Source organism: Rhizobium sp. RCC_161_2, assembly GCF_041355235.1.
In the GTDB taxonomy this organism is placed as follows: Bacteria; Pseudomonadota; Alphaproteobacteria; order Rhizobiales; family Rhizobiaceae; genus Rhizobium.
Genome location: NZ_JBFUPL010000020.1, coordinates 50,985 through 76,004 on the forward strand (window position 1 = coordinate 50,985; position 25,020 = coordinate 76,004).

The 25,020-nt window shown below is 59.5% G+C and carries 27 protein-coding genes and 1 tRNA gene; 12 read left to right on the forward strand and 16 right to left on the reverse strand.

All coding sequences use genetic code 11. From position 1 onward, the window contains the following. Nucleotides 1–99: 99 nt before the first annotated feature. Together AB6803_RS30690 and AB6803_RS30695 are read right to left on the reverse strand one after the other, a co-directional pair. Entirely contained in the window at nt 100–936 is an 837-nt protein-coding gene (locus AB6803_RS30690; RefSeq protein ID WP_371112388.1) for a universal stress protein, read from the reverse strand. Nucleotides 937–1,053: 117 nt separating this feature from the next. Further along, entirely contained in the window at nt 1,054–1,827 is a 774-nt protein-coding gene (locus AB6803_RS30695; protein WP_371112389.1) for a competence/damage-inducible protein A, read from the reverse strand. Between the two features lie 241 nt (nt 1,828–2,068). On the opposite strand from AB6803_RS30695, the gene wrbA reads away from it, so the two are divergent. From wrbA to AB6803_RS30710, 3 genes are all read left to right on the forward strand, one after another. Beyond that, nucleotides 2,069–2,668: an NAD(P)H:quinone oxidoreductase type IV gene (wrbA, locus tag AB6803_RS30700; protein ID WP_371112390.1), complete on the forward strand. Its 600-nt coding sequence runs from the start codon at nt 2,069–2,071 to the stop codon at nt 2,666–2,668. Between the two features lie 229 nt (nt 2,669–2,897). Then, complete coding sequence (locus tag AB6803_RS30705; RefSeq protein WP_371112391.1) at nt 2,898–3,215, forward strand: hypothetical protein; 318 nt, start codon at nt 2,898–2,900, stop codon at nt 3,213–3,215. 236 nt (nt 3,216–3,451) lie between these two features. Next, on the forward strand, nt 3,452–4,075 hold the full coding sequence (locus tag AB6803_RS30710) for an isoprenylcysteine carboxylmethyltransferase family protein (protein ID WP_371112414.1): 624 nt from the start codon (nt 3,452–3,454) through the stop codon (nt 4,073–4,075). Between the two features lie 129 nt (nt 4,076–4,204). Here AB6803_RS30710 and AB6803_RS30715 read toward each other — a convergent pair. After that, nucleotides 4,205–4,289, reverse strand: a tRNA-Leu gene (locus tag AB6803_RS30715). Nucleotides 4,290–4,764: 475 nt separating this feature from the next. On the opposite strand from AB6803_RS30715, the gene ilvA reads away from it, so the two are divergent. Next, nucleotides 4,765–6,024 carry a threonine ammonia-lyase gene (ilvA, locus tag AB6803_RS30720; RefSeq protein ID WP_371112392.1) on the forward strand — a complete coding sequence of 420 codons (1,260 nt, stop codon included), beginning with the start codon at nt 4,765–4,767 and terminating at the stop codon, nt 6,022–6,024. A gap of 37 nt (nt 6,025–6,061) precedes the next feature. Next, nucleotides 6,062–6,403, forward strand: coding sequence for an HlyU family transcriptional regulator (locus AB6803_RS30725; RefSeq protein ID WP_371112393.1), 342 nt, complete (start codon nt 6,062–6,064; stop codon nt 6,401–6,403). 81 nt (nt 6,404–6,484) lie between these two features. Here the strand turns inward: AB6803_RS30725 and AB6803_RS30730 are convergent, their stop codons facing one another. Both AB6803_RS30730 and AB6803_RS30735 read right to left on the reverse strand, forming a co-directional pair. Continuing rightward, on the reverse strand, nt 6,485–6,961 hold the full coding sequence (locus tag AB6803_RS30730) for an OsmC family protein (RefSeq protein ID WP_371112394.1): 477 nt from the start codon (nt 6,959–6,961) through the stop codon (nt 6,485–6,487). A gap of 235 nt (nt 6,962–7,196) precedes the next feature. Continuing rightward, a complete protein-coding gene (locus AB6803_RS30735; RefSeq protein WP_034518386.1) occupies nt 7,197–7,973 on the reverse strand; it encodes an SDR family NAD(P)-dependent oxidoreductase in 777 nt (258 codons plus the stop codon). A 106-nt stretch (nt 7,974–8,079) separates the two neighbouring features. Here AB6803_RS30735 and AB6803_RS30740 point away from each other — a divergent pair, with 106 nt between their 5' ends. Further along, nucleotides 8,080–8,658, forward strand: a complete 579-nt coding sequence (locus AB6803_RS30740) for a TetR/AcrR family transcriptional regulator (protein ID WP_371112395.1) — start codon at nt 8,080–8,082, stop codon at nt 8,656–8,658. A gap of 59 nt (nt 8,659–8,717) precedes the next feature. Here AB6803_RS30740 and AB6803_RS30745 read toward each other — a convergent pair whose 3' ends face one another. Further along, complete coding sequence (locus AB6803_RS30745) at nt 8,718–9,332, reverse strand: FMN-dependent NADH-azoreductase (RefSeq protein WP_371112396.1); 615 nt, start codon at nt 9,330–9,332, stop codon at nt 8,718–8,720. A gap of 136 nt (nt 9,333–9,468) precedes the next feature. On the opposite strand from AB6803_RS30745, the gene AB6803_RS30750 reads away from it, so the two are divergent. After that, the gene (locus AB6803_RS30750; RefSeq protein WP_371112397.1) at nt 9,469–10,437 is read left to right on the forward strand and encodes a LysR family transcriptional regulator; all 969 of its coding nucleotides are present in this window, start codon (nt 9,469–9,471) and stop codon (nt 10,435–10,437) included. A gap of 51 nt (nt 10,438–10,488) precedes the next feature. On the opposite strand, the gene AB6803_RS30755 is transcribed toward AB6803_RS30750, so the two are convergent. Then, the gene (locus tag AB6803_RS30755) at nt 10,489–12,477 is read right to left on the reverse strand and encodes a bifunctional 2',3'-cyclic-nucleotide 2'-phosphodiesterase/3'-nucleotidase (RefSeq protein ID WP_371112398.1); all 1,989 of its coding nucleotides are present in this window, start codon (nt 12,475–12,477) and stop codon (nt 10,489–10,491) included. 136 nt (nt 12,478–12,613) lie between these two features. Then, the gene (locus tag AB6803_RS30760; RefSeq protein ID WP_371112399.1) at nt 12,614–12,973 is read right to left on the reverse strand and encodes a PilZ domain-containing protein; all 360 of its coding nucleotides are present in this window, start codon (nt 12,971–12,973) and stop codon (nt 12,614–12,616) included. A 307-nt stretch (nt 12,974–13,280) separates the two neighbouring features. On the opposite strand from AB6803_RS30760, the gene AB6803_RS30765 reads away from it, so the two are divergent. Together AB6803_RS30765 and AB6803_RS30770 are read left to right on the forward strand one after the other, a co-directional pair. Next, complete coding sequence (locus tag AB6803_RS30765) at nt 13,281–13,709, forward strand: lysozyme inhibitor LprI family protein (protein WP_371112400.1); 429 nt, start codon at nt 13,281–13,283, stop codon at nt 13,707–13,709. A 104-nt stretch (nt 13,710–13,813) separates the two neighbouring features. After that, nucleotides 13,814–14,623, forward strand: coding sequence for an endonuclease/exonuclease/phosphatase family protein (locus AB6803_RS30770; RefSeq protein WP_371112401.1), 810 nt, complete (start codon nt 13,814–13,816; stop codon nt 14,621–14,623). A gap of 6 nt (nt 14,624–14,629) precedes the next feature. Here the strand turns inward: AB6803_RS30770 and AB6803_RS30775 are convergent, their stop codons facing one another. Continuing rightward, a complete protein-coding gene (locus tag AB6803_RS30775) occupies nt 14,630–15,091 on the reverse strand; it encodes an Lrp/AsnC family transcriptional regulator (protein WP_371112402.1) in 462 nt (153 codons plus the stop codon). A 132-nt stretch (nt 15,092–15,223) separates the two neighbouring features. Between AB6803_RS30775 and ald the strand changes: the two genes are divergently transcribed. Further along, nucleotides 15,224–16,342: an alanine dehydrogenase gene (gene ald / locus AB6803_RS30780; RefSeq protein WP_371112403.1), complete on the forward strand. Its 1,119-nt coding sequence runs from the start codon at nt 15,224–15,226 to the stop codon at nt 16,340–16,342. A 16-nt stretch (nt 16,343–16,358) separates the two neighbouring features. Here the strand turns inward: ald and AB6803_RS30785 are convergent, their stop codons facing one another. From AB6803_RS30785 to AB6803_RS30805, 5 genes are all read right to left on the reverse strand, one after another. Beyond that, nucleotides 16,359–16,868: a DUF1203 domain-containing protein gene (locus AB6803_RS30785; protein WP_371112404.1), complete on the reverse strand. Its 510-nt coding sequence runs from the start codon at nt 16,866–16,868 to the stop codon at nt 16,359–16,361. 71 nt (nt 16,869–16,939) lie between these two features. Further along, on the reverse strand, nt 16,940–17,452 hold the full coding sequence (locus AB6803_RS30790) for a GNAT family N-acetyltransferase (RefSeq protein ID WP_371112415.1): 513 nt from the start codon (nt 17,450–17,452) through the stop codon (nt 16,940–16,942). A 57-nt stretch (nt 17,453–17,509) separates the two neighbouring features. Next, a complete protein-coding gene (gene sseA / locus AB6803_RS30795) occupies nt 17,510–18,367 on the reverse strand; it encodes a 3-mercaptopyruvate sulfurtransferase (protein WP_371112405.1) in 858 nt (285 codons plus the stop codon). 64 nt (nt 18,368–18,431) lie between these two features. Beyond that, the gene (locus AB6803_RS30800) at nt 18,432–19,169 is read right to left on the reverse strand and encodes an alanyl-tRNA editing protein (protein WP_371112406.1); all 738 of its coding nucleotides are present in this window, start codon (nt 19,167–19,169) and stop codon (nt 18,432–18,434) included. Nucleotides 19,170–19,173: 4 nt separating this feature from the next. Continuing rightward, entirely contained in the window at nt 19,174–20,214 is a 1,041-nt protein-coding gene (locus AB6803_RS30805; protein ID WP_371112407.1) for a cysteine synthase A, read from the reverse strand. Nucleotides 20,215–20,502: 288 nt separating this feature from the next. On the opposite strand from AB6803_RS30805, the gene AB6803_RS30810 reads away from it, so the two are divergent. Further along, complete coding sequence (locus AB6803_RS30810) at nt 20,503–21,330, forward strand: SDR family NAD(P)-dependent oxidoreductase (protein WP_371112408.1); 828 nt, start codon at nt 20,503–20,505, stop codon at nt 21,328–21,330. A gap of 9 nt (nt 21,331–21,339) precedes the next feature. On the opposite strand, the gene AB6803_RS30815 is transcribed toward AB6803_RS30810, so the two are convergent. After that, the gene (locus AB6803_RS30815; RefSeq protein WP_371112409.1) at nt 21,340–22,791 is read right to left on the reverse strand and encodes a deoxyribodipyrimidine photo-lyase; all 1,452 of its coding nucleotides are present in this window, start codon (nt 22,789–22,791) and stop codon (nt 21,340–21,342) included. Between the two features lie 241 nt (nt 22,792–23,032). Here AB6803_RS30815 and AB6803_RS30820 point away from each other — a divergent pair, with 241 nt between their 5' ends. Beyond that, the gene (locus AB6803_RS30820) at nt 23,033–24,145 is read left to right on the forward strand and encodes a sn-glycerol-3-phosphate import ATP-binding protein UgpC (protein ID WP_371112410.1); all 1,113 of its coding nucleotides are present in this window, start codon (nt 23,033–23,035) and stop codon (nt 24,143–24,145) included. A gap of 120 nt (nt 24,146–24,265) precedes the next feature. On the opposite strand, the gene AB6803_RS30825 is transcribed toward AB6803_RS30820, so the two are convergent. After that, on the reverse strand, nt 24,266–25,020 hold a 755-nt coding region (locus AB6803_RS30825; RefSeq protein WP_371112411.1), incomplete at its 5' end, for a tannase/feruloyl esterase family alpha/beta hydrolase.

Here is a 25,020-nt window from a genome sequence, read left to right on the forward strand (position 1 = left end):
AGAGCCGCCGCTCTGCCACCCATCCGACAGGGTGTGCAAAAGCGCGGCGGCGCTTCGAAGCGGGGCAATCCTATGCCCCTCAAGCGATCACATGCGCACTCACCTTGCCAGCAGCGTCATCGCGGTCATCGACTTCAATAGTGTCCGCGTCGTGCCGCCGAAGATCAGCTGCCAGAGCCAGGAATGCGTATAGGCGCCCATGACGAGCAGATCGATCGAGTTGTCGGCGAGACGGTTCTCAATGACCTGCGATGGCGTCTTGCCGCCGCAGCTTTCCGTCGTCAGCGTGGCGCGAACGCCATGGCGGGCGAGCGTCGCCTCGATCTCGAGGCTGGTGTCCGTTGGGGAGCGCTTAGAGCTCTCGGACGTGTCGACCGACAGAATCTCCACGGAATCGGCAGCCTTCAGAAACGGCATAGCGTCGAAGGTGGCGCGGGCGGCTTCCTTTGAGCCGTTCCAGGCGATCAGCACGCGGCGGATCGGTTTCGGCTGCGTGAATATATAGGGGATCATCAGCACCGGCCGCCCGCTTTCGAAGCTTTCGACGTCGACATTCGAGTCGGACGATCTGGACGGATCGGGCTGCACGGCAACCAGCAGATCGGCGCTGCGAGCACTTTCGATCAGGGGTTCGGAACCATAGCCGACGGTGCTGGTGAAGCTGCGCCACTCATAGTCGAGACCCTCGTGCTCCATTTTCGCGCGAAACAGCCGCTCGATTTCGACGGCCTGGCTATGTGCCATATCCTGCAGGGCCTGCACGGCGACCGGATCGGGGATCTCCATCGGCGCGACCAGCGGTACGGTCGAGACGATTTCCGCATGCAGGCCGACAATGTGAGCACCGTGCTCCTTGGCGAGAGCGGAAGCAAAATCGACCGCGACCTGCGCGTTGTCGGGGGTGTCGAGAATAACCAAAATGGTTTTGTAGGACATGACGTGATCTCCCGTGCGGAAGGGATCGGATCGGTTCATTATATCATCATTCCGCATGATATTAATGCGCCGATCTCACTCCGGTTCCCTTCCGGATGAAAAAGACCTCGTTGAACGTCATGCCTCAGCGGACTGATTTTCCTTGGTTTTCGACTGTCTGATAGTCTCGATCATCGCCCGCACCTCGGCTGCGACACTTTCCACCAGCTCGGCCGAGCGGGCGCGCACGACGATCTCGGTGGAGAAGGATTGGCCGACATAGCGTGGATAGGAACCGATGCTGGTATCCGGATGGGCTTTCTGGATGGCGCCGAGCGGCGTGCCAATCTCACCTTCGCCGTAAGGGCAGGAAATTGCCGTCGACAGCATGCGGGTGCCGGAGCGCAGCGTCGGCACAACATTGTCGAGCATTGCCTGAAATACCTGCGGCACGCCGGCCATGACATAGACGTTGCCGATGTTGAACCCCGGTGCCGTCGAAACCGGATTGGCGATATGCTTCGATCCGACCGGCATGCGCGCCATGCGCTGGCGCGCCTCGGTGAACTCCATCTCGCGCTTGGCATACATCTCCGCCATGATCCGCATCGCTTCCGCGTCGTGCTCGCAGGCCACGCCGAACGCCTTGGCGATCGCGTCAGCGGTGATGTCGTCATGCGTCGGGCCGATGCCGCCGGAGGTGAAGACGTAATCATACTGGCCGCGCAGCGCGTTCAGTGCCGCAACGATGGCGTCTTCGTCGTCGGCAACGATACGGACTTCCTTCAGGTCGATACCGGACAGCAGCATGACATCGGCGAGATGGCCGATATTCTTGTCTTTCGTCCGGCCGGAGAGCAGTTCGTCTCCGATGGCCAGCATGGCGGCGGTGACAATGGTTTCATTGGTCATGGAAGTATCCGTGGAATTGCGCAGGCGCGCGTTCGAAAAAGCGTTTGAGATAGGTAGCGCCGTTTGCGGTGAATGAAAACTGCCGTTTTCATGTCCACGGCAGCGAACGAAAGCGACCGCAAATGAATTTTTGTCTTCGTCAGGTGAACAGTCCGTTCCCGTTACGGGGGCTGCGTCCTTATCCCGTCGCTGATACAACTTGGCCCAGACAATCCGCACGTCCAACAAACGGGAGACATTCATGGCTAAGGTTCTGGTACTTTACTATTCCGCCTATGGTCACATCGAGAAGATGGCCTATGCCGTTGCTGAAGGTGCCAAGTCGGCCGGCGCCGAGGTAACCGTCAAGCGTGTTCCGGAGCTCGTGCCGGAAGAGGTCGCCAAGGCGTCCTACTTCAAGCTCGACCAGGAAGCACCGATCGCAACGCCGGACGAGCTGGCCGAATACGACGCCATCATCGTCGGTGCCGGCACGCGCTTCGGCACGGTCGCCTCGCAGATGCGCAATTTCTGGGATCAGACCGGCAGCCTGTGGTTCACCGGCAAGCTGGTCGGCAAGGTCGGCTCCGTCTTCACCTCGTCCGCGACCCAGCATGGCGGCCAGGAATCGACCATTCTCGGCTTCATCCCCACCCTGCTTCACCACGGCATGGCCGTCGTCGGCCTTCCCTATGCCTTCGCCGGCCAGATGGGCACGGAAGAGGTCAAGGGCGGTTCGCCCTATGGCGCGTCCACGATCACCAATGGCGACGGCTCGCGCCAGCCTTCGGAGATCGAACTGGAAGGCGCGAAATATCAGGGCGCTCATGTCGCCAAGATCGCGGCCAAGCTCGTCGCCTAATTCGAGTTTTCCCAGTTCACAAAGAAAAGCGCGGCTAAGGCTGCGCTTTTTTTGTTGCGCGATACAGCGCCGGCTTGGCTCTTCGCAGGAATGCGCACCAACGGGAATAGACCACTGCAGGATGCGATAAGGGCGATGCCTGTTATGTGATCGCTATTTCTGGTGGCATTCACAATGCGTTCATCAATTAGGGTTCAATGAAGAGCCGTAAACTTTGAATGGAGACGTCATGAGCAAAATTTTCAACATCGTTGGCGCAGGCGCGTTGGCGCTGATCATGGGACTCGCATCCTTTACGCCTTCGGTTGCCGCGCCGCTCAATACGGCCAAGCCGGCGGCAAGCACCGCCGTCGAACAGGTTCAGTATCGCGAAGGTGACCGCCGGCGTTGGGACGACAGAAGGCATCGCCCGAACCGTCGTCAGCCGCATTACCGTCCCGGTTCGTGGAACGGCTACCAGGGCTATCAACGTGCCCGCCCGGGCTATCGTCGCCACAGCGATGGCTGGTGGTATCCGCGCAGCGCATTCAGAATCCAGATTCGCTAAGCGTTTGACGCTAGCACAGACACTAACGAGGCGGCCCAGCGGGCCGCCTTATTCATTTGAAGCACACCGACTGCTCCAGATCGCCATGCCATCCAGGCTCATCGACAACCCGGCCGCTGGGGCGCATGTCGACGGCGCAAATCGTTATCTGGCAAAGCTGAGTCGGAGTGACTATGTTTCCATACCGCTCACGGCTGGTCGCATAGCGGGCAGAAGAGGGACATGAAGCGTTGGATATGATGACAAGGGGCCGGCTGAGCGCTGTTCAAGAAAACAGGCGCCTGGCCATTATCTTTGGAATAGCCGCGCTTGTGGCGGCGCTTCTGGTTGTTAAGCCAAAGTATATGGACCCGACCGCCTATCATTTCTGGCTCGAGGTCTCCGGCTGTGTCTGCATGCTGCTGGCCATATTCATAAGGCTTTGGTGCACGCTTTATATCGGCGGCAGAAAGGGATCGTCCCTGATGATGGACGGTCCTTACAGCATCAGCCGGAATCCGCTTTACGTGGGATCGGTGATCGGTGCGACTGGTTTGGGACTGCAAACCGGCATGCTGACATTCGCAGTCCTTTGCGGAGCATCATGCTGGATCATTTTTTCCGTGGTGGTGCGCCGGGAAGAACAGTTTCTCCAGGACCGGTTTGGACCGGTCTACAGTACATATCGAGCGACCACGCCGCGTTTCCTGCCCGACTTTCGCAAATATGACGAAGGGAGTACGCGCTATGAGTTCGATCCGCAAGCACTCTGGAGAACGCTTCGTGACGGATTGTTGTTGCTGATAGCTATTCCGATCACGGAGATTATCGAAATTCTGCACGAATCCGGGAACCTTCCGGATCTTTTGACTGCTTTCTGACCCGGGAATTCCGTTTTGGATGGCGCTGCCCAGAAGCAGGGGTATGTGCGGGCCTAAAAATTCAGGTCGATCGGACGAAGCCGGAGTAAGTACGGCATGTGCGTCAATCATTGCCTCTTATGAAGGTGATGGTGCGGACGACGGGGGTCGAACCCGTACGGATCACTCCGAGGGATTTTAAGTCCCTTGCGTCTACCAGTTTCGCCACGTCCGCTCGCCTTTCCCCTTCAAGCACTTGAGCGATTCAGTCAAGGGAATGTTTGCGGCAAGGGCAGAACTGAGTTCGGCTTGCTGCGGCGTTAAGCGGTTCCGACGCGATTGTCTCACCGCCCTCCGAGGGCGTTCACCAGCACCGGTATAATCATTATAATCATTGCCGCGTAGTGGGCGATCATATCCAAGCGAAGCCCGCCGGCACCGGATGAACCGGATTGAAGCGGGCCTCTAACCATCATCATGATGGCTGGTCGTATTGGAGACGGACGGTTCCACCGTGTCAATTCGAAGATTTTGGGGGTAGCTGTCGGCTGTCACCGCTGGCGTAGATCACAGCAGTTGCGTGTTTGCTGGTCGCCAGCCTTGCTGTCGCTAATGCGGAATCTCGCTCGGACAGGTCGGAAACCGGAATAAACAGGCTTTCGTTACTCATGTTTCCTGTGTCATAGCGAAGGCGAATTGAACAAGGATGGATGAAGCCCGTGGACAAGCAGGATGTTCTCGACGCCACCGAGGCCATGCGTGGCCTTTTCCCCGCAACGCCACTGCAGTTGAACGAGCATCTTTCAGCTCGCTATGGCGCTGACATCTGGCTGAAGCGCGAGGATCTGACGCCGGTGCGCTCCTACAAGATCCGCGGCGCCTTCAATTTCTTCCGCAAGGTGATTGCAGCGGGCGGCACGGGCAAGACCTTCGTCTGCGCGTCCGCCGGCAATCACGCGCAGGGCTTTGCCTTCGTCTGCCGCCATTTCGGCGTGCCGGGCGTGGTCTTCATGCCGGTGACGACGCCGCAGCAGAAGATCGACAAGACCCGCATGTTCGGTGGTGAATTCATCACCATCAAGCTCTTCGGCGATTTCTTCGACCAGTGCTATCAGGCGGCGCGCGAACATGTGCAGCATATCGACGGCGTCATGGTGCCGCCTTTCGATCATGCCGATATCATCGAGGGGCAGGCGACAGTCGCCGACGAAATCGCCGCGCAATTGCCGGAAGGCGTTTTGCCCGACCTCGTCATTCTGCCTGTGGGCGGCGGCGGATTGGCGGCCGGCATCACCGGCTATTTTGCCGATCGCCTTGGCAAGGAGACATTTATCTTTGCCGAGCCTGCGGGAGCGCCGAGCCTCAGACGCAGCATCGAGGCGGGGCAGGTGGTAACGTTGGCGAAGGTCGATAATTTCGTCGATGGTGCCGCGGTCGGCCGTATCGGTGACCTGAATTTCGCCGCCCTGAAGGCGTTCGCGCCGGAGCAGGTCAGGCTGATCGAAGAGAATGCCATCTGCGTGACGATCACCGATATGCTGAACGTCGAAGGCGTCGTGCTGGAGCCCGCCGGCGCGCTGGCGATCACCGCACTGGAGACCATGGATCCGGATACCATCCGTGGCAAGACGATCGTCGCGGTCGTCTCCGGAGGCAATTTCGATTTCGAGCGCCTGCCCGACGTCAAGGAGCGCGCCATGCGCTATGCCGGGCTGAAGAAATACTTCATTCTGCGCCTTGCCCAGCGCCCCGGCGCGCTGCGGGATTTCCTCAACCTGCTTGGGCCGGACGACGATATCGCCCGCTTTGAATATCTCAAGAAGAGCGCCCGCAATTTCGGTTCCATCCTGATCGGGATCGAGACGAAGGATTCCGATAATTTCAAGCAGCTGGTCGAAAAGTTCGAGCGCGCCGGCATGGGCTATGAGGACATCACCGAGAATGAGATCCTTGCGAACCTGATCATTTAACTTTGCGACCTCACGTCCTTCATGCTAAAGGCGATTCATGGCTTCGATCTTGTCCAATATTCTCTCGATCTTCACCGGCGGCGGCGCTTCGACCGCAAGCGCCGAAAAGACTGGTGGCTCCACCGTCACCGCCGAGCCGCAGACGCATGGCGATTGCACCATCCATGCGACGCCGCAGCGCGAGGGCAATCAGTTCCGCCTGATGGGCCGGATCGAGAAGGATGTAAATGGCGAGACGCTGGTGCGCAATTTCATCCGCGCCGATGTTTTCACATCCTCGGACGACGCGCTCGAATCCACCTTCCGCAAGGCGCGGCAGATCATCGACCAGAATGGCCCATCGCTGTTCGGAGATGGCGAAAAGGTTCGCCAGGTCTGATTTCCAAAGCTGGTTAGTGATAAGCCATAAAAGGCATACACCATTGAAGGAATTGAATGTTCTTTCAATGGCTTGTAACGGCTATGCCGCCGTCGAGATCTGCGGCTCGTTGGTAACGGGAAAATTCACCGAGCGGGCGATGAAGCACATCTCGTGCGCCTTGTGATGCAGTTCAAGCGCCTTCCTTGCGTCCGATGTGGCGTCGATGACGATCCTGGGACGCAGGACGACCGAAGTGAATTGCCCGGCGCCGCCACTCTCTTCCAGCATGGTTCCCTCCGCCGCGTCCTCATAGGACAGGACGATAATGCCGGCTTGCGCGCAAAGGCCGAGATACCAAAGCTTGTGGCAGGCCGAAAGCGACGCGACCAGCAGGTCCTCGGGGTTCCAGCGGGTGGGATCGCCGCGGAAGCTCGGGTCGGAAGAGCCGGCGATCGACGGTTTCCCTTCGGCACGTATCTCATGATCCCGCCGATAGCCGCGATAGCTTAACGTTCCCGTCCCGTCATTGCCGGTCCAAACGACGTTGACGTGGTAGGTATGTTGCTTGTCTTTCACGGGAATCCTCCGACTGCTATGCTCAGGATGAGCCTCATCGAGGCATCGCAGCTGCGTATATCGCAGGAGATTATCTGAAAGCTAAAGCCACTTTCGCGATAAATTGCAGACCGGTTTCGCGCAGTCGTCGACATTTGGCGATGGGCCTGACACGCAAAGGCCGCCATCAGCATCCTGCATCAGGCGACCTTTGCCGTCATGTTGGAAATCAGCCCACCCGGCTTCTCTATGCCTCTCAGGCCCCCCGGAAAAGCTTGGCGCCCGATGGAGCGCTGGTGGCGCCGCCGTCGACGGTGATTTCGATGGCGGTGACGTTGCTCGAATCGTCGGAGGCGAAATAGAGAGCCGCCTTGGCGATCTCTTCCGCCTCGCTCATGCGGCCGAGCGGGCTCAGGCTGCCGAAGCGGGCTTCCAGCGCATCCTTGGCGTCTTCGGTCATCGCCCGCGTATTCCAGATCGGCGTCTTGGTGGCGCCCGGGGTTACCTGGTTGACGCGGATGCCGCGCGGCGCGAGTTCGGAAGCAAGGTTGCGGGTCATGGCGCGCACGGCACCCTTAGTGCCGGCATAGGCGGAATAGCCCGGGATGCCGAGAACGGCATGCACGGAGCCGTTCAGGATCACCGACGCACCGTCGTTCAGATGCGGCAGCGCCGCCTGCACGGTGAAGAAGACTGCGGTGAAATTGGTGCGGACCACCGTCTCGAACTGTTCGAGTGTGGTCTTTCCAACTGCGGTTTCGCCGGCAATCCCGGCATTCGCAAAGAGGATATCGATATTGCCAAGCTTTTCAGCCACTTCCGCAAAGGCTTTCTCAGTCGCTGCAACGTCGGTGACATCAACCTGCAACGCCAGGACATCGCCGCCAAGCTCCTCGACCGCAGCAGCAAGTGTTTGAGGATTGCGACCGGTGATGGCGACCTTGGCGCCTTCGGCAAGGAAGACCCGGGCGGTGGCAAGCCCGATGCCGCTATTGCCGCCGGTGATGATGGCGACCTTGTTCTTGAGACGCATGTTGGTAACTCCTATTGGCTTCAACGGCGATCTGGATTATGATCGTTCTCCATAAGGATTATGATTATAATCCACATAGGTCAAGACGGTTTGAGGAGATTCTTCGATGGGCCATTCGCAGCTGGAGAAGCAGAAGACGCACGAGCGTATCGTGACGCTTGCGGCCAAGCGTCTGCGCGAGGAGGGACTGGAGGGCATCGGCGTCGCCGATCTCATGAAGGAGGCGGGGCTGACGGTCGGGGGCTTCTACAAACATTTCGCCTCAAGGGACGAGTTGGTCGCCGAGGCCGTCGAGCTTGCGGTGGGGTCGTGGCGCCGCCAGCAGGAGGAGAACGGCATTGATCCGGCAAGCATCCCGCTGGCCGATTTTGCCGACAACTATCTCAGCGCTCGCCACCGCGATCAGCGCGGCGAAGGTTGCGCCTATGCCGCCTTGACCGCCGATATTGCGCGCAGCAGTGAGTCTGTCCGGACGATTGCGACGGAAGGTATGCGGAGAAACATCGAAACGATGACGGCGCGGATGCCGCAAGCGGATGCCGACGACGCGCGGCGCAATGCCATTATCGCCACTTGTCTGATGGCCGGTGCGGTCGGCCTTGCCCGCGTTGCGAATGATGAGGCGCTTTCCGACGAGATTCTGGAGATCGCGAGGGGCTTCATGAGAGAGTTGGCGAAAGGATAAGGGACATAAAAAAGCGGCCGGTGAGAACCGGCCGCCGTGACTTTTAGTCGTTTTGCGAATTAAGCGGCAAGCGCCAGTTCGGTTGCGCGAGCCTGGGCAGCACCGATTGCCTTTTCAACGGCTTCCGGACCAAAGGCGATGCCTTCGATATAGACCGTTTCGACATCGGTGATGCCGATGAAGCCGAGAACCGACTTTAGGTAGGGAACGGCGTGGTTCAGCGGAGCGGCCGGGCCTTCGGAATAAACACCGCCGGAAGCGAGCACGATATAGGCCTTCTTGCCGGTGGCCAGGCCCTTCGGGCCGGTTTCCGTGTAGGCGAAGGTGCGGCCGGCGCGGGCGATGTTGTCGATCCAGGTCTTCAGCGAGGAATAGATGTTGAAGTTGATGAGGCCGGTGCCGATGACCAAGGTGTCGGCTGCAAGCAATTCGTCGACCAGTGCGTCGGAAACCTTGACGGCTTCGGCCTGTTCAGCCGTGCGGGCGTCGGCCGGCGTGCGGATGGCGCCGGTGAAAAGCTCATCGATATGCGGCAGGGGAGCGGACGACAGATCGCGGTGAACGATCGTCTTGCCCGGGTTCTGGGCCTTGATCTTGTCGGCAAGCTCGGTCGCGATCTTGGTGGAGAGAGAATCGGAGCGCGGGCTGGATGTCAGAAGCAGAATGGAGGACATGCTAGTGTTCCTTATCAATGGGTTGCGATAGCCGGATGGGAGTTCGGCCACGTTTCGCATCCATAGATAAGTCTTCAGTGCTATCGAGAAAAACTGTGATAATATGGATTGGAATGATCGATAAAATGGATAGCCCATGCTTCCCAATCCCACGCTTGACCAATTGCAGGTTTTTCTGACCGTTGCCGAATCCGGCAGTTTCTCCGCGGCTTCGCGCGTACTCAACCGCGCGCAGTCGGTGATCAGCTATACGATCGCCAATCTCGAGGCGCAGCTTGAAATGCCGCTGTTCGAGCGTTCGGGTTCGCGGCAGCCGAAGCTGACGGATGCGGGCAGGGTGATGCTGGAGGATGCGCGCCGCATTCTCTCCGATCTCCAGGTGATGCGCGCCAGGGTCAAGGGCTTGAAGACCGGGCTCGAGGCGGAGGTCGCCGTCGCCATCAGCGTCATGGTGCCGACCAATGCCACGGTGGACGTCCTGAGAGAGTTCCGTGACCGCTTCCCGTCCGTCTCGCTGCGGCTTGATGCCGGCGAGCTCGGCACGATGATGGAGCTGGTCTCCAGCGGCAAATCGACGATCGGAATCGGCGGCGCGGTCATAAAGCAGGACGATTCCATGGTGATCGAGCGCATCGGCCATTCCTTCATGATGCCGGTCGCTTCACCACTCCATCCGCTTGCCCAGATCGAGCGGCCGCTGACCCTCGCCGATGTGCGCGAGGAGGTGCAACTGGTCGTCACCGATGCTTCGAACCTCACCAAGGGCCGGGATTTCAATGTCCTGTCCTACAAGATCTGGCACCTCAGCGATATCGCGACTAAGCATCAACTGATCCGCAGCGGCCTCGGTTGGGGCGGATTACCGGCGTCGCTGATCTATGAAGACCTGCAGAAGGGCCGGCTCGTGCATCTTGACCTCGATGCCTATGAGCAGGGCGAATATCCGATCTATGCCGTGCGCAAGCTCTCCAATCCCCCGGGTCCGGCGGCGGCCTGGATGATTGAAGCCTTCCGCGACCGGCTGTCGCAATGCCCGGACCGGATGGATTTCAAGGCTGCCATGGACGTGTTCCGTCCTGACGAAAACCAGCTGGCGGCGGAATGAAAATGGGCGCCCTCCGAGGCGCCCATTTCATTTTTGTAATTGTGTAGCCGACTACAGAACGAGCCGGAAGTTATTGAAGCCATCAGTACCTTCGCCGGCGTCCTCGATCTTGACGCTCTTCACCTCGGCAACGAAGTCCTTGGCCTTGGGCGAGCTTGGGAACAGGACGGTGGTGCCCGGCAGCGGCTTGAAGGTCCAGTTGCCGTCGGCTGTCGGGTTGATCGTGCCCTGTTCGTGGACATAGCGGACGATGACGTCGCGATTGGTGTCCGGGGCCTTGTAGATGACCTTGTCGGCCGCGATTTCCGGGAAGTTGCCGCCGCCGCCGGCACGGTAGTTGTTGCTCACCACCACGAATTTCTGGGCGGCGTCGATCGGCTTGCCGTTAAATTGCAGGTTCTGGATGCGGTTTGCATCGGCGTTCAAGAGCTTGCCGTCATCGCTGAAGCGGCGCGGCTGCGACAGGTCGATCTGATAGGTGACGCCGTCGATGACATCGAAGTTGTAGGACGGGAAGCTGTCGTTGAGCAGAGCGACATCCTTGGCGCCCGGCTGCACCTGATTGAACATAGCCGCCGACATTTCCAGCCAGTTCTTCACCTGCGCGCCGTTGATGACGACGGCCTGCACAGTGTTCGGATAGAGATAGAGATCGGCGACGTTCTTGATGGCGATATTGCCGGCGGGGACGTCGGTATAGTAGTCGACGCCGTTACGGCCGCCGCATTTGAAGGGCGCGGCTGCCGAAAGCACCGGCAGATCCTTGTACTGCGTCTCCTTCAGCATGTCCTTGATGTACCAGATCTGCGCCTGGCTGACGATCTGCACTGAGGGATCGTCGGCGACGAGCGCGAAATAGGAGTAGAGCGGCGCAGACGTCTTGCCCACGGGCGTACGGACATAGGCGAGCGTCGCTTCGTGCTCAGCCTTGGCGGCTTCGACCACTTCCTTCTTGTCGGCGACATCGGCGATGACCTTCTTCTTGTCGTCGCGGTGATAGATCGGCCGTGCTTCCGAGGTGAAGTCGACGATCTTCCAGCTGTTGCCGTCCTTTTCGAGCAGCAGGTCGATCAGGCCGAGATGCGAGCCCCAGAAGCCGGCCATGACCGTCGGCTTGCCATGCAGCGTGCCCTTGACCGGATCGGCGTCCTTGATGCCGTCCCAGGTCTTCGGGCCGGGGAAGACGAGATGCTGGTGGCCGGTGAAGACAGCGTCGATGCCGGGAACGGCTGCGACGTAGAGCGAGGCGTTTTCCATCTTGTCGGAGGGCGCGCTGCCGTCGATGCCGGAGTGCGAAAGCGCGATGATGATATCGGCGCCTTCTTCCTTCATGACCGGCACCCAGGCCTTGGCTGCCTCGACGATATCGCGCGTCTGCGCCTTGCCTTCGAGGTTCTTGATGTCCCAGAGCATGATCTGCGGCGGCACGAAGCCGATGAAGCCGATCTTGATCGGGCTCTCATTGCCGGCGCCGTCCTTGATCTTCTTTTCGAGGATCAGATAGGGCTTGAAGAAGAGGTCGTCCTTCTTCGGGTCGGAGGCGAGCTGACCCTTGGTCAGGTTGGCGCAGACAAAGGGGAAGTTCGCGCCGCCCAGCACCTTGAACATGAAATCGAGGCCATAGTTGAACTCGTGGTTTCCGAGCGTGCCGACTTCATAGCCGAGCGTGTTCATCGCCTTGATGACCGGATGAACGTCGCCCTCCTTCATGCCGTGCTGATAGGCCATGTAATCGCCCATCGGATTGCCCTGCAGCACGTCGCCATTGTCGATCAAAAGCGAATTGGTGGCTTCGGCGCGGATAGTGTCGATGATCGTCGCGGTGCGCGACAGGCCCATCGTGTCGTTCGGCTTGTCGGCGTAATAGTCGTAGGGGAAGACGTTGACGTGGATATCAGTCGTTTCCATGAGGCGCAGATGCGCTTGGTTGCCAGCTGCGCGGGCAGCGAAGGGATGCAGCACGATCAGCGCGGCGGTGGCGCTGAGGCCCTGCAGCAACGAACGGCGCGACATGCTGGACAATTCCAGAATGGAAGACATGAAACACTCCTTCAACGACAAATTATGGTTCTCGATCACCTCTGGGGGTGAGGGAGATTAGGACGAATTTTGAAGGTGTGCACCTGTATTATGACAGGCTTATTGTGGTTCCGGCGCCGGGTGAGGAAACAGGCCGTCAACGCCTGAGAACCGGCTGTATGTCCTTGTGGAAAAAGCGGAAATAGGAGGCGACCAGAGCCGAAGCATTGGAGGATGGATCGAATTCGATGCCGATTCGACCGCTATGGACCCAGCGCACGATACCATCCAGCATGCCGATGTCGTCGCACTGAACACGAACCTTGCTGCCGGCGGCTGCATGGATAGGGGCCTGCAAGTCAAGCGCGATGCCGCTGGCGGAGAGGTCGACCACACGGCCAGTTACGGCCTTTGCGAGATACCATACCTGGCCCATCAATCGGACGCGGCGGCGCTGCGAACGCCTGGTCTTGATTTTCAGATTGTATTGGACCGGCGATTTTGAAGATGGCTGCATGATTTCACCTCGACGCGTGCGCATCATTTATCTCACGGATAGCGGGCATGCATTGAAAGGTGTTTAGCATGATCGGTAAAATTGCAATTATCCGTTCCGAACTGGCACTTAAGAGCTTCAGTACCGGGCTCGCGCTATTGCCATAAAATTTCGAATGGAAGCGTTGGGAACCAAGCAACGCTCCAAACTACTTCTGCTTCCTCTTGTTGCAGGCACTCTTCTTCTAGTGGTAGTTTCAATCGTCAGCCGAGAGTTCCGATTTGGCTGTCGCTCTGTGGGCCTATAGTGATTTCCGGGAGGCAGATAGATGAAGGCATCTACACGATCGTTGGCGGCTATGGCGGCTTTTCTGGCACTCGCAGCGGGCGGAACAAGCCCGGCTTTCTCCAAGGATTCCGATCAGTGGGAAAAAGATTGGCAAGCGTGCATGGATAAGTCGGATGGCAGCAACGCAGCCTGGGGTGGGTGCGGACAGGAATGGTTGAAGCGCGAAGATGACAAGTTGAATGCGACTTGGAGGAAGGTCTTTGAACAGGCGACAGGTCAGACCAAAACCGATCTTCTGGCGGAACAGCGTCTCTGGAACACCTACAAGGAAGGTTCCTGCCAATTATATGCTAACGGCGACTGGGGCGCGGAGCGCGCGGTGCTGGACTATGTTTCATGTCGGGCTGGCGTGATCGATCAGCGGATTACCGACCTTGAAAGCTATGGCGAATTGTTCAAGGGCAACTAGCCACCTTTTGCCACATTTGCTGCGTGCTGAACCGTTGGGTTATGACAAGCTCATTCCACTTTTGTTTCGCCCGTACCACGTCACTCCGGGATTTCACAAAGACAATGACATTACGCATCGTTTCGTTGAATGCATGGGGTGGCAGGCTGCATGAACCGCTGATGCGGTATCTGGTCGATATCGATGCGGATGTTCTCTGCTTGCAGGAGGTCGTGCGGACGCCGGACGCTGAAGCTGACTGGCTGGTCTATCGCGATCATGGCGTCGAACTACCGCAACGGGCCAATCTTTTCGAAGAGATCAAGGCGGCTCTTCCTTCCTATGACGCCTTCTTCTGCCCAGTGGCGCGCGGTGAGCTCTTTGATGGTGATCGGCGGCTGGCTTCTGAATTTGGCCTTGCGACCTTCGTCCGCAAATCCTATCCGGTCATCGGCCAGGCCCTGGGCTTCGTGCACGGGGCGTTCTCTTCAGATGGCTGGGGTCCGCATCCCCGGTCGCGCAACGCCCATTGCATCCGCCTGTTCGACTATGAAAGCGGCTTTCCGATTACCATTGCCCAGATGCATGGCTTGCGCGATCCCGACGGCAAGGGGGATACGCCGGCGCGTCATCACCAGGCAAAGGCGCTGGTAGATCTGATCCGGCAGGTATGGCCGGGAGAGGAGCGGCTGGTCGCCTGCGGCGATTTCAACGTCCTGCCGGGAAGCGTGACCTTCGAGGCTCTGGGAGAGTTGGGACTTTCGGATCTCGTCACCTCACGGGGACATAGCGACACGCGCACCTCCCACTATCGCAAGGAACCGCGTTTCGCCGACTATATGCTGGTGACGCCGCCGGTGGAGGTTGTGGCGTTCGATGCCGTTGCCGAGCCGGAAGTCTCCGATCACCGCGCCTTGCTGTTGGATCTACGGTAGTCCAGCTCAAAGACCAACATTCGGCCGATCGATGACCTCGCGCAGCGCGAAGCTGGAATTGATCTTGACCACATGCGGCAGCGCGGAAAGCCAGTCGCGGTGGATGCGCTCATAGTCCTCGAGATCGCGCGCGGCGATGCGCAGGATATAGTCGTATTCGCCGGACATCAGGTAGCAGCCGAGCACGTTCGGGCAAAGTTTCACCGCTGCTTCGAATTCCGAAAGCGTCTTGGCGAACTGGCCGGACAACGAGATATGCACCATGGCGATCATCTTGTAGTCCAGCGCCTTGTGCGACAGCCGCGCATGATAGCCACCGATGACGCCGTCCTTCTCCAAAATATCGAGCCGGCGCGAACAGGCGGACGGCGACAGGCCGACCTTTTCGGCAAGCTCGGCATTGGTGATCCTGGCGTTCTGCTGCAGCACCCGCAGGATCGAACGATCCATGGCGTCTAGGTCCGGCATTCGAAGATCCTTCGAAGAATTTTCCTTCTGCGCAATAATCCACGAAAAATGAGTGCTGGGCAAATTCTCTTTGCAAGGACATTTCAAAGCGGAGGTGGTCTCATTCCTGTGAAGCATTCAGGGAGGAATGATATGCGTGTCGGTTGCCCGAAAGAGATCAAGAACCACGAATACCGCGTTGGCCTGACGCCTGCGTCCGTCCGCGAATATGTGGCCCACGGCCACGAGGTCTGGGTCGAAACGAAGGCCGGTGCCGGCATCGGCGCCGATGACCACGCCTATATCGCGGCTGGCGCGAAGATCGCCGCCAGCGCCAAGGACATTTTCGAAAAGTGCGACATGATCGTGAAGGTCAAGGAGCCGCAGCCGTCCGAATGGGCGCAATTGCGCGACGGCCAGCTTCTCTATACCTACCTGCATCTCGCGCCAGACCCGGAGCAGACCAGGGGGCTCATCGCCTCGGGCGTCACCGCCATCGCCTATGAAACTGTCACCGACGAGCGCGGCGGCCTGCCGTTGCTGGCGCCGATGTCGGAGGTCGCCGGCCGCCTGTCGATCCAGGCCGGTGCGACTGCTTTGCAGAAGGCGAATGGTGGCCTCGGCATCCTGCTCGGCGGCGTGCCTGGCGTGCTGCCGGCCAAGGTAGCGATCATCGGCGGCGGTGTCGTCGGCCTGCATGCTGCCAAGATGGCGGCTGGCCTTGGCGCCGATGTCAGCATCCTTGATCGCTCGCTGCCGCGCCTGCGCCAGTTGGACGATATCTTTAACGGCCGTGTCCACACCCGCTATTCCAGCATTCAGGCGCTGGAAGAAGAGGTCTTTTCCGCCGATCTCGTCATCGGCGCCGTGCTGATCCCCGGCGCCGCCGCGCCGAAGTTGGTCACGCGGGAAATGCTATCGGGTATGAAGAAGGGCTCGGTCATCGTCGACGTCGCCATCGACCAGGGCGGCTGCTTTGAAACCTCGCATGCCACAACCCATTCCGAGCCGACCTACGAGGTCGATGGCGTCGTGCATTATTGCGTCGCCAACATGCCGGGCGCGGTTCCCGTCACCTCGGCGCATGCACTGAACAACGCCACCATCTATCACGGCCTGGCGCTGGCCGACCGCGGCCTGCGGGCGATTGCCGAGGACAAGCATCTGCGCAATGGCCTCAACGTCCATAAGGGCCGCGTCACCAACAAGCCGGTGGCGGAGGCGCTGGGCTATGAAGCCTTCGCGCCGGAAAGCGTCTTGAACGTAGCGTAAAGCCCATCGCGCTGCGTCAGATGGACGCGCCGGCATTCTCATATGCCGGCGCTTCTTTTTTATCGATCCGGCACTGATAGCAATTGTTGCGCGCCGAGCGGACATGCACATAGGCAATGCCATCGCGGCCAAGAAGCTCGGCCGCATAGGCGGGAATGTTGCCAATCGGCGTTACGGCGCCGGTGCCATAGACGATACGGTCGTTCTCGCCATAACCACGCACGATGAAATCTGGGCTGGTCGTCAGCATCGGCGGCAGGACTTCCTCGGCGGCATAGCGCTCGCAAGGCTCCTTATGCAGGAAGACCGGCCCGGTCTCGGCATAGGGCTGCAACTCAGGAAACGGCCGATAGGCGAAGACAAGAAATTCTTGGCCAGCATCGATATTGCGCAGGCAATGGCGGCAGGGATGGCCGGGGCCGTCGGAGGTCATTGTCTCCGGCTGGTGACCGTAGGCGTCCGCGCCGCCATTCCAGAGGTTTTCTGCATCGGACGTGGGCATGGCGGCAAAAGCGATGGTGGACATGACAAATCTCCTTCTTGAGGTTCGTCATGTGATGCGCCGTAAGGAAGGCGGAAGCCACCCGATTCCTGCCGTCAGGCTTTTTTCGCCAGCTCCAGCAATTCCTTGTCGCTGAGCGGCCGCACGATGCCTTCGCCGGTCGAGACCGGGGAGAAGCCGAACATCTGATAGAGCTGCAGCGCGCGCGGATGGTCGAGATTGTTGGTGGTCGTGGTGACGCGCTGCGGGTTCAGCGTCCATATGGCGTAGAGCGATTGCAGCAGGAACCATTTGCCGATGCCGAGGCCGAGCGCGTGCTCGATTAGGCCGAAATGGCTGAGCTCGATCGTCTCGTCATCCTGGCGGAAATACTCGAAGAATCCTGCCGGGGCGCCGTTGACGTAGAGGACGCTGATATCGTTGCGCTCATTGTGCAGGGCAGCCGTCAGCTCTTCGTCGGACATGCGAAGCCGATCGACCCAGTGCCAGCGCGCGCCTACCTGGCGATAGAGATAGCGGTAGAAGGGCAGCGGAATGCCAGGCGAACGCATGATCGCTGTCTGGATGTTGACCGGCACCGCCAGGCTCGCCTTGGGTGGCGCAGTCATTTCCAGACGGGTGATATGAACCTTGAGCGACGAGGGCGTCTTCACGGGCCGCAACGCTCAATCCTTTCCGGTGACGATGGGCGTATCGGGACGGCTGCCCCATTCCGACCAGGAGCCGTCATAGAGCCGGTTGGCGTCGTGGCCGAGCGATTCCAGCGCCAGCGTAATGATGGCGGCGGTGATCCCGGAGCCGCAGGTGGTAACGACGGGTTTTTCCAGATCGATGCCGGCCTTCTCGATCGTCTCACGCAGTTCGGGCAACGACTTGAACTTGCCGTTAACGGCAAAGACGCCGGATGGCAGGTTCTTTGCGCCCGGCATATGGCCGGAACGCATACCTTCGCGCGGTTCCGGCTCGGCAGCGGCGAAACGGCCGGCGCTGCGGGCATCGGCGATCTGCAGGGAGCCACTATCGACGATGCCGCGCATCTCGTCGAAGGAGACGATGCGGGCGGCATTGAAGTTCGGCTTGAAGGTGACGGGCGCGAATGCGGGCAGGGCGGTTTCCAGCGGCCGTCCTTCGGCCTTCCAGCCATCCAGGCCACCGTCGAGCACGAAGACGTTCTTTGCGCCCATCACGGCGCGGAACAGCCACCAGACGCGGGGCGAGGCAAAGAGGCCGAGGCCGTCATAGACGACGATGCGATCGTTTTCGCTGATGCCGAGCTTGCCGACCTCGGCCGCGAAGAACTCCGGCGAGGGAACCGTATGCGGCAGGCCGGTGGAATGATCGGCTATCTTGTCCTGATCGAAGCGGATGGCGCCGGGAATATGGCCGCTGGCATATTCGGCATCGGCGTCACGCTTCTGCGCCGGCAGATAGAAGGACGCGTCGAGGATGCGCAGATCCTTGGCGCCCAATTCGTTCTGCAACCAATCGGCGGATACGACGAAACGGCTTTTCTCCGCTGTCATGATGATCTCTCCCTGCCTATTTTTGATTCTGGGGGGTGTGTCGGGATGTGGGACTTGGCCGGCTTTACGCGTCGTCCGTGGGCGTGCCGAAACGGATGCGGAAGCGACGGTTCTCCTTGCCCTTCTTCTCGATCTTGGCGATATGGATTGCCCCGACTTCCTGCGTCTCCGACACATGTGTGCCGCCGCAGGGCTGGCTGTCAACGGCGGAATTCTCGCCGATGCAGACAAGGCTGACGCGGCCGAGGCCGACGGGCGGGCGCACATTCTTGGATTTGACGATGCCCGGATTGGCCGCCAGCTCCTCATCCGTGATCCATTGGACGAAGACGGGATGGTTCTCGTTGACGAGCGCCATCATCTTTGCCGTCACCTCATCCTTGTCGATCGTCTCGCTCATGTCGAAATCGACACGGCTTTCATCCTCGCCGACGGAGGCTCCCGTGATCGGAAACTGGCAGACGACCGAGAGCAGATGACAAGCCGTGTGCATACGCATCAATTTGTAGCGGCGCGGCCAGTCGACATGCAGCACCAGCTTCTCGCCGAGGATAGGCTGCGCCTCGCCCTCCAGCGGCACATGGATGATGATGTCCTTGATCGGCCCATGCTTGGTCTGTCCCAGCATGATCTTCGAACCGTCGGCGCGCTCGAAGAAACCGGTGTCGCCCGGCTGTCCGCCCGAGGTGGCGTAGAAGCAGGTCTGGTCGAGCTCGATGCCCCCATCCTCGTGAATTGCGGTGACGACGGCTTCGGCAGTCGAAAGATAGAAGTCATCACGATAAAGGGCATTCACGGGCATGACGTCACGCTTGGTTTTCGTAAGGGATCGGAATATCGGAGCTCTTCGCAAGGTATGACGGCAACGGCAGACCCTTCGACTTCAGAAAGTCCGGGTTGAAAAGCTTGGACTGATAGCGATTGCCGTAGTCGCACAGGATCGTCACGATCGTGTGGCCGGGGCCCAGATCCCTAGCGAGACGCACCGCGCCAGCGATGTTGATGGCCGTCGAACCGCCGAGGCAGAGGCCTTCATATTCGACGAGATCGAAGACATAGGGCAGGGCTTCGGCATCGGTGATCTGATAGACGTAATCGGGCGTGAAACCTTCCAGGTTCGCCGTCACCCGGCCCTGGCCGATACCCTCGGTGATCGAGGAGCCGGAGGATTTCAGCTCGCCATTCTTGTAGAATTCGTAAAGGGCTGCCCCTTCGGGATCGGCGATGCCGATCTTGATGTCCTTGTTGAAGGCATGCAGGCCCATGGCCACGCCCGCCAGCGTGCCGCCGGAGCCGACCGAGCAAATGAAGCCGTCGATCTTGCCGTCGGTATCGGCCCAGATTTCCTTGGCGGTGGTTTCTATATGCGCCTGCCGGTTGGCGACATTGTCGAACTGGTTGGCCCAAATCGCACCGTTCGGCTCGGTCTTTGCCAATTGTTCGGCAAGCCGGCCGGAGAGCTTCACGTAATTGTTCGGGTTCTTGTAGGGAACCGCCGGCACTTCGACGAGTTCGGCGCCGAGCAGCTTCAGCGCGTCCTTCTTTTCCTGGCTCTGCGTTTCCGGAATGACGATGACGGTGCGGTAGCCGAGTGCCTTGGCGACAAGGGTCAGGCCGATGCCCGTATTGCCCGCCGTACCCTCGACGATGACGCCGCCAGGCCTCAGCAGGCCCTTCTTCTCCGCATCGCGGATGATGTAGAGCGCGGCGCGATCCTTGACCGACTGGCCGGGGTTCAAAAACTCCGCCTTGCCGAGAATGGTCGAGCCCGTTGCCTCGGAGGCTCCCTTGAGCTTGATCAGTGGCGTGTTGCCGATCGCTTCTAGGACGGAGGGATGGACGGTCATGGAATCTCTGCCTTCTGTTCAGCACTACTGTAAGAACGGTCTTTTCCCTTCACAAGGCAGGATAGGCAAGAAATTCTGTTCCACGCTCCTCGTCCGGGCCGCAAAATTCGTCTTGGATGGTAAAAGACCTGGCTCGCAAAGTCTGCGGCTCCTTCCGACGGCACGGATTTCGACCGTGTCTATCGTATGCTGGCCGAAAGCGGCCACAATGATGCGCTAGCCCTAAAATGCTGAGGAAGACCGCCTGAACGAGGCATCCGTGCAGGTCACCAGCCGAGGAGAAAAGCCATGAGCTCATTCATCGCCCGTCCCGAACATGGAGTGATCTGGATCACCGGCGCGAGCTCCGGGATTGGCCGGGCGCTGGCGTTGAAGCTCGCCGGCGAGGGCTACAAGGTTGCGGTCACCGCGCGCCGTCATGACAAGCTGCTGGAACTGCAGACAGAAGCGAGCAAGCTCTCCGGCAGCATCGTAGTGCTCGATGGCGATGTCACCAATGCCGAGGATATGGAACACACCGTCGCGGCGATCGAATACCAGCATGGCCCGCTGGCGCTGGTCATTCTCAATGCCGGCATCTTTCTGCCGGCGCGCGCCGAGGATTTGAACCATGATGTGTTCGACCGCAGCTTCGCCGTTAATCTTCATGGGGTCATCAACTGTCTGGTGCCGGCGGTGCGTCACATGCGGGCGCGAGGACATGGCCAGATCGCCATCGTCTCTTCGGCGGCAGGCTATGGCGGCTTGCCGGGGGGTGCTGCCTATGGTGCCACCAAGGCGGCCCTGATCAATATGGCCGAAAGCCTGAATTTCGATCTGGATCGCGTCGGCATCCGCATCCAGCTGGTCACGCCGGGCTTCATCGAGACGCCGCTGACGGCAAAGAACAAGTTTCCGATGCCGGGGCTGATGTCGGTGGATGACGCCGCCACGGCGATTGCCGCCGGGCTCAAGTCACCGTCATTCGAAATCACCTTCCCGAAGAGCTTCACCTATAAGATGAAACTCATGAGATTCCTGCCTTACAGCCTGTATTTCCGCCTTGTTCGACGCATCATCAGTGGCGGCAAACGTCAGTCCGTCGGCGCACGGGCGACTCCGCATCCGGCTGAATAGCGCTCAGTTTTAGTTTCGCAGTGATGCGTGTGCGTCGAGGGCACGTCGCCGCGCTCCGGCGTGATCGACGATCGGTAGGGGATAGTGTTTGCCAAGCGTTATGCCTGCGCGCTGAAGCACGTTGTCAGGCGCTTCAAATGGCCGATGGATATATTTGCTGTCGAGATTTGCCAGTTCCGGCACGAAGGTCCTGACATAGCCGCCATCGGGATCGAATTTTTCGCCCTGCAACATCGGATTGAATATGCGGAAGAAGGGCGACGCATCGGCCCCGGACCCTGCTACCCATTGCCAATTTGCGGCATTGCTCGCCGGGTCGGCATCTACAAGCGTATCGCGAAACCAGGCTTCGCCTTCGCGCCAGTCGATCAGTAAGTCCTTTATCAGGAAGGAGGCGACGATCATGCGAACGCGATTGTGCATCCAGCCGTGGCGCCAGAGCTGCCGCATGCCGGCATCGACGATCGGATACCCCGTTTGCCCGCGCCGCCACCTGTCGAACAACTCGCCATCCGAGCGCCAAGGAAAATCGTCATATCGATCGTTCCAGTTGGCGGAGTTGAGTTTGGGAAACTGAAAAAGCTGGTGATAGCAAAATTCCCGCCAAGCGATCTCCTTGCGAAAGCGGACGATATTGTCTGTCGGGATTTTCTCGGGAAGACCTCGCGTGGCGTGCCAAATCCGGGCCGGGGAAATCTCGCCTAGCGCCAGATGCGGCGAAAGCAGAGAGGTCGCCGGCCTATCGGGAAAATCGCGATCGACAGCATAACCATCGAGAGCGGCTTCAATGAAATCATCCAACCTCTGACGGGCGGCGGCTTCGCCCGGTGTCCAGATATCCGTGAAACTCGAAGCCCAGTTGGGTTTGGTGGGCAGCAATGACCATGACTCGAGCGAATCCGATTGAGGCCAGTGGCCGGGTGCGTCAAGCTTTGCGGGCGCATCAATGGGGAACGGCGGTTCGCCGGATTGCTCCAGCGCCCGCCAGAACGGCGTATAGGTCTTGTAGGGAGTGCCGGTGCCCGTGCGCAGGCGCGACGGCTCGTGCAGAAGCTGGCCGGCGAAGCTGTTTGCCTCCATGCCGGCGTCACGCAATGCTTTCTTGACCTGAATATCGATCGCGATGCCGGCCGGATCATAACGTCGGTTCCAGACGATGGCTTCGGCGCCAGTCTCTTCGACAAGCTTTTCAATTCTTGCGAGCGTGTCGCCCTTCCGGAGAACGAGCTTGCTACCGAGCTCATGAAGACTTTTCTGCAAAGCGGCGAGGGAATGATGGAGCCACCACTCCTGTGCCGCACCGAGCGGTCCGCAACCGCTCGCTTCCGGCTCTCGGATATAGACAGGGATGACGGGACGACCTGATGTCACCGCCGCCCGCAGGGCATGATTGTCGTCGAGCCGTAGGTCCTTGCGAAACCACAGGAGGATGGGCTTCGGCTCGTTCTGCGATGATCTCATTGATTAGGCCGATGGTTCTTTCGCTTTTTCATCTATTTCATTGCTGCCGCAATAACATACGGTTTCGGTGGAGATATAGTTCCTTGCCGCGCCTACCGCCATGGAATAACGCTCGCAACTCTCCTGAGAAAATCTCGACGGGTCCTATGATATAAGGATTGTTGTCACCGTTCTGTAATGCAAGTTCGCTAGCAGTCCAGCCAACTGGCAGGCCCAGAGATGACAGGCAGGGAAGAACAAGATGGCAGAAATCCGGATCGAGCAGGTTCGCAAGGCTTACGGACGCAATCAGGTTGTGCACGGCGTCGATCTGAACTTTTCCTCTGGTGAGTTCGTCGTCATTCTCGGCCCCTCCGGCTGCGGCAAGTCCACCCTGATGCGGATGATCGCCGGTCTTGAGGATATCACTTCGGGTGAGATCGTCATCGACGGCAAGGTCGTCAACCAGCTTGAGCCGCGCGAACGCGGCTGTGCCATGGTCTTCCAGAATTATGCGCTCTACCCGCACATGAATGTCGCCGCCAACATGGGCTATGCCCTGAAGGTCGCCGGCGTTCCGCGCGAGGAGCGTGATCGCCGCATCAAGGAAACCGCTCGCATCGTCGGTCTGGAAGACTTCCTCGATCGCAAGCCGGCCGAGCTTTCCGGCGGTCAGCGCCAGCGCGTCGCCATGGGCCGCGCCATCATTCGCGAACCGAAGGTTTTCCTCTTCGACGAACCGCTTTCCAACCTCGACGCCAAGCTCCGCGTGCAGATGCGTGTCGAAATCCGCCGGCTGCACAAGCGCCTGTCGGCCACTTCCGTTTTCGTGACCCACGACCAGATCGAAGCCATGACGCTCGCCGACAAGCTGGTGGTCATGTACAAGGGCAATGTGGAGCAGGTCGGCACGCCGCTGGAAGTCTACAACACGCCGCGGACCCGTTTTGTCGGCTCCTTCATCGGTTCGCCGGCCATGAATTTCCTTGAAGGCTCCTTCTCGGCAAATGGCGAGCAGTTCATTTTCGACGGGCTGCCGTTCTCCATCGACGCCAATATCGGCAAGCGCCATGCGGGCCAGCCCGTCACCCTTGGTATCCGTCCGGAACATGCGCGTCTCGTGCCGGCGGGCACGCCCGGCGCTGTTCCGGCGACGGTCGATTTCGTCGAGGAACTCGGGGCGGGCCGTGTCATCCATTGCGATATCAATGGCTCCAGCTTCGCTGTCGCGGTCGCCGACCATACATCCGGCGAAACCGGCCAGGCCGTGGCACTGGAGCTGCCGCGAGAGAACATGCATCTCTTTGCCCAGGACACGGGCCTGCGGCTCGACGCCATCGCCACCGTCACGCCTCTCAAGGTGATGGCGCACTGATTTCAGATATCAATTTTCAGCAAGTGCGCCCGGAAATCCTCACCGATTTCCGGGCTTTTTCTATAGTGCAGAGCAGTCATCGACTGCGGCCGCGATCCGGACTCTAAACCTGCTAGCGGATCATTTCCTGCATTCGAAATTTTCTGCCCTGTTCATATCCTTCGCTCCTGGCTTGTATCTCGGATAGGACGGATATTCGCACATTGGCCGCGTGCGGCCGGCACCCTCCTTGCCGGCATCGCTGACGGTCAGATTTTCCGGCGCTTTTCCCTTTTCGACCCAGTTCTCCAAAGCCGTCAGGGGATCCCAGGCGGCGATGAACTTGCCGCTGCCATGACCGAACCCCGGTATGAGGTAGAAGCGCATGAAGCCATGGACATTCTCCGTCCCCATCGTTTTGACCACGCGCTCATAATAGGAGACCGTATTGTAGGGCGAGATTGCGAAATCGGTGGTGCCGTGCATCAGCAGCATTTTGCCACCGTGTTTCTCGAAGGCGGATAGGTCGGCGCTGTTTGCATCCATCAGTTTGGAAACTTCCGCGATGCGCTCGGCATATTCTGCCGGGTCGAAGGTTATGGTGTTGAATTTCGGGTCGCGCACGATGGCGTAGCGGATCAATGGATCGGCAAGGACGGCAAGGCCGAAATTGGCAACGGGGGTCGGCGGATTTGTCAGGTCTGGCGATAAGCCGAAACCCCACAGGCCATAGAGATCGCCGCCTTGAAAAATCGGCCAGCGCGCGAAACCGTCGACACCGTCCTCCAGCCTGACCGGAGACTTGTAGGGCGTGTTGATTGTTGATTTCCACTGAGAGCTGACCCGGCATTTCCACCGAGAAGTGACCCGCCTTAGGTATCGTTTGTGTTGGTCGT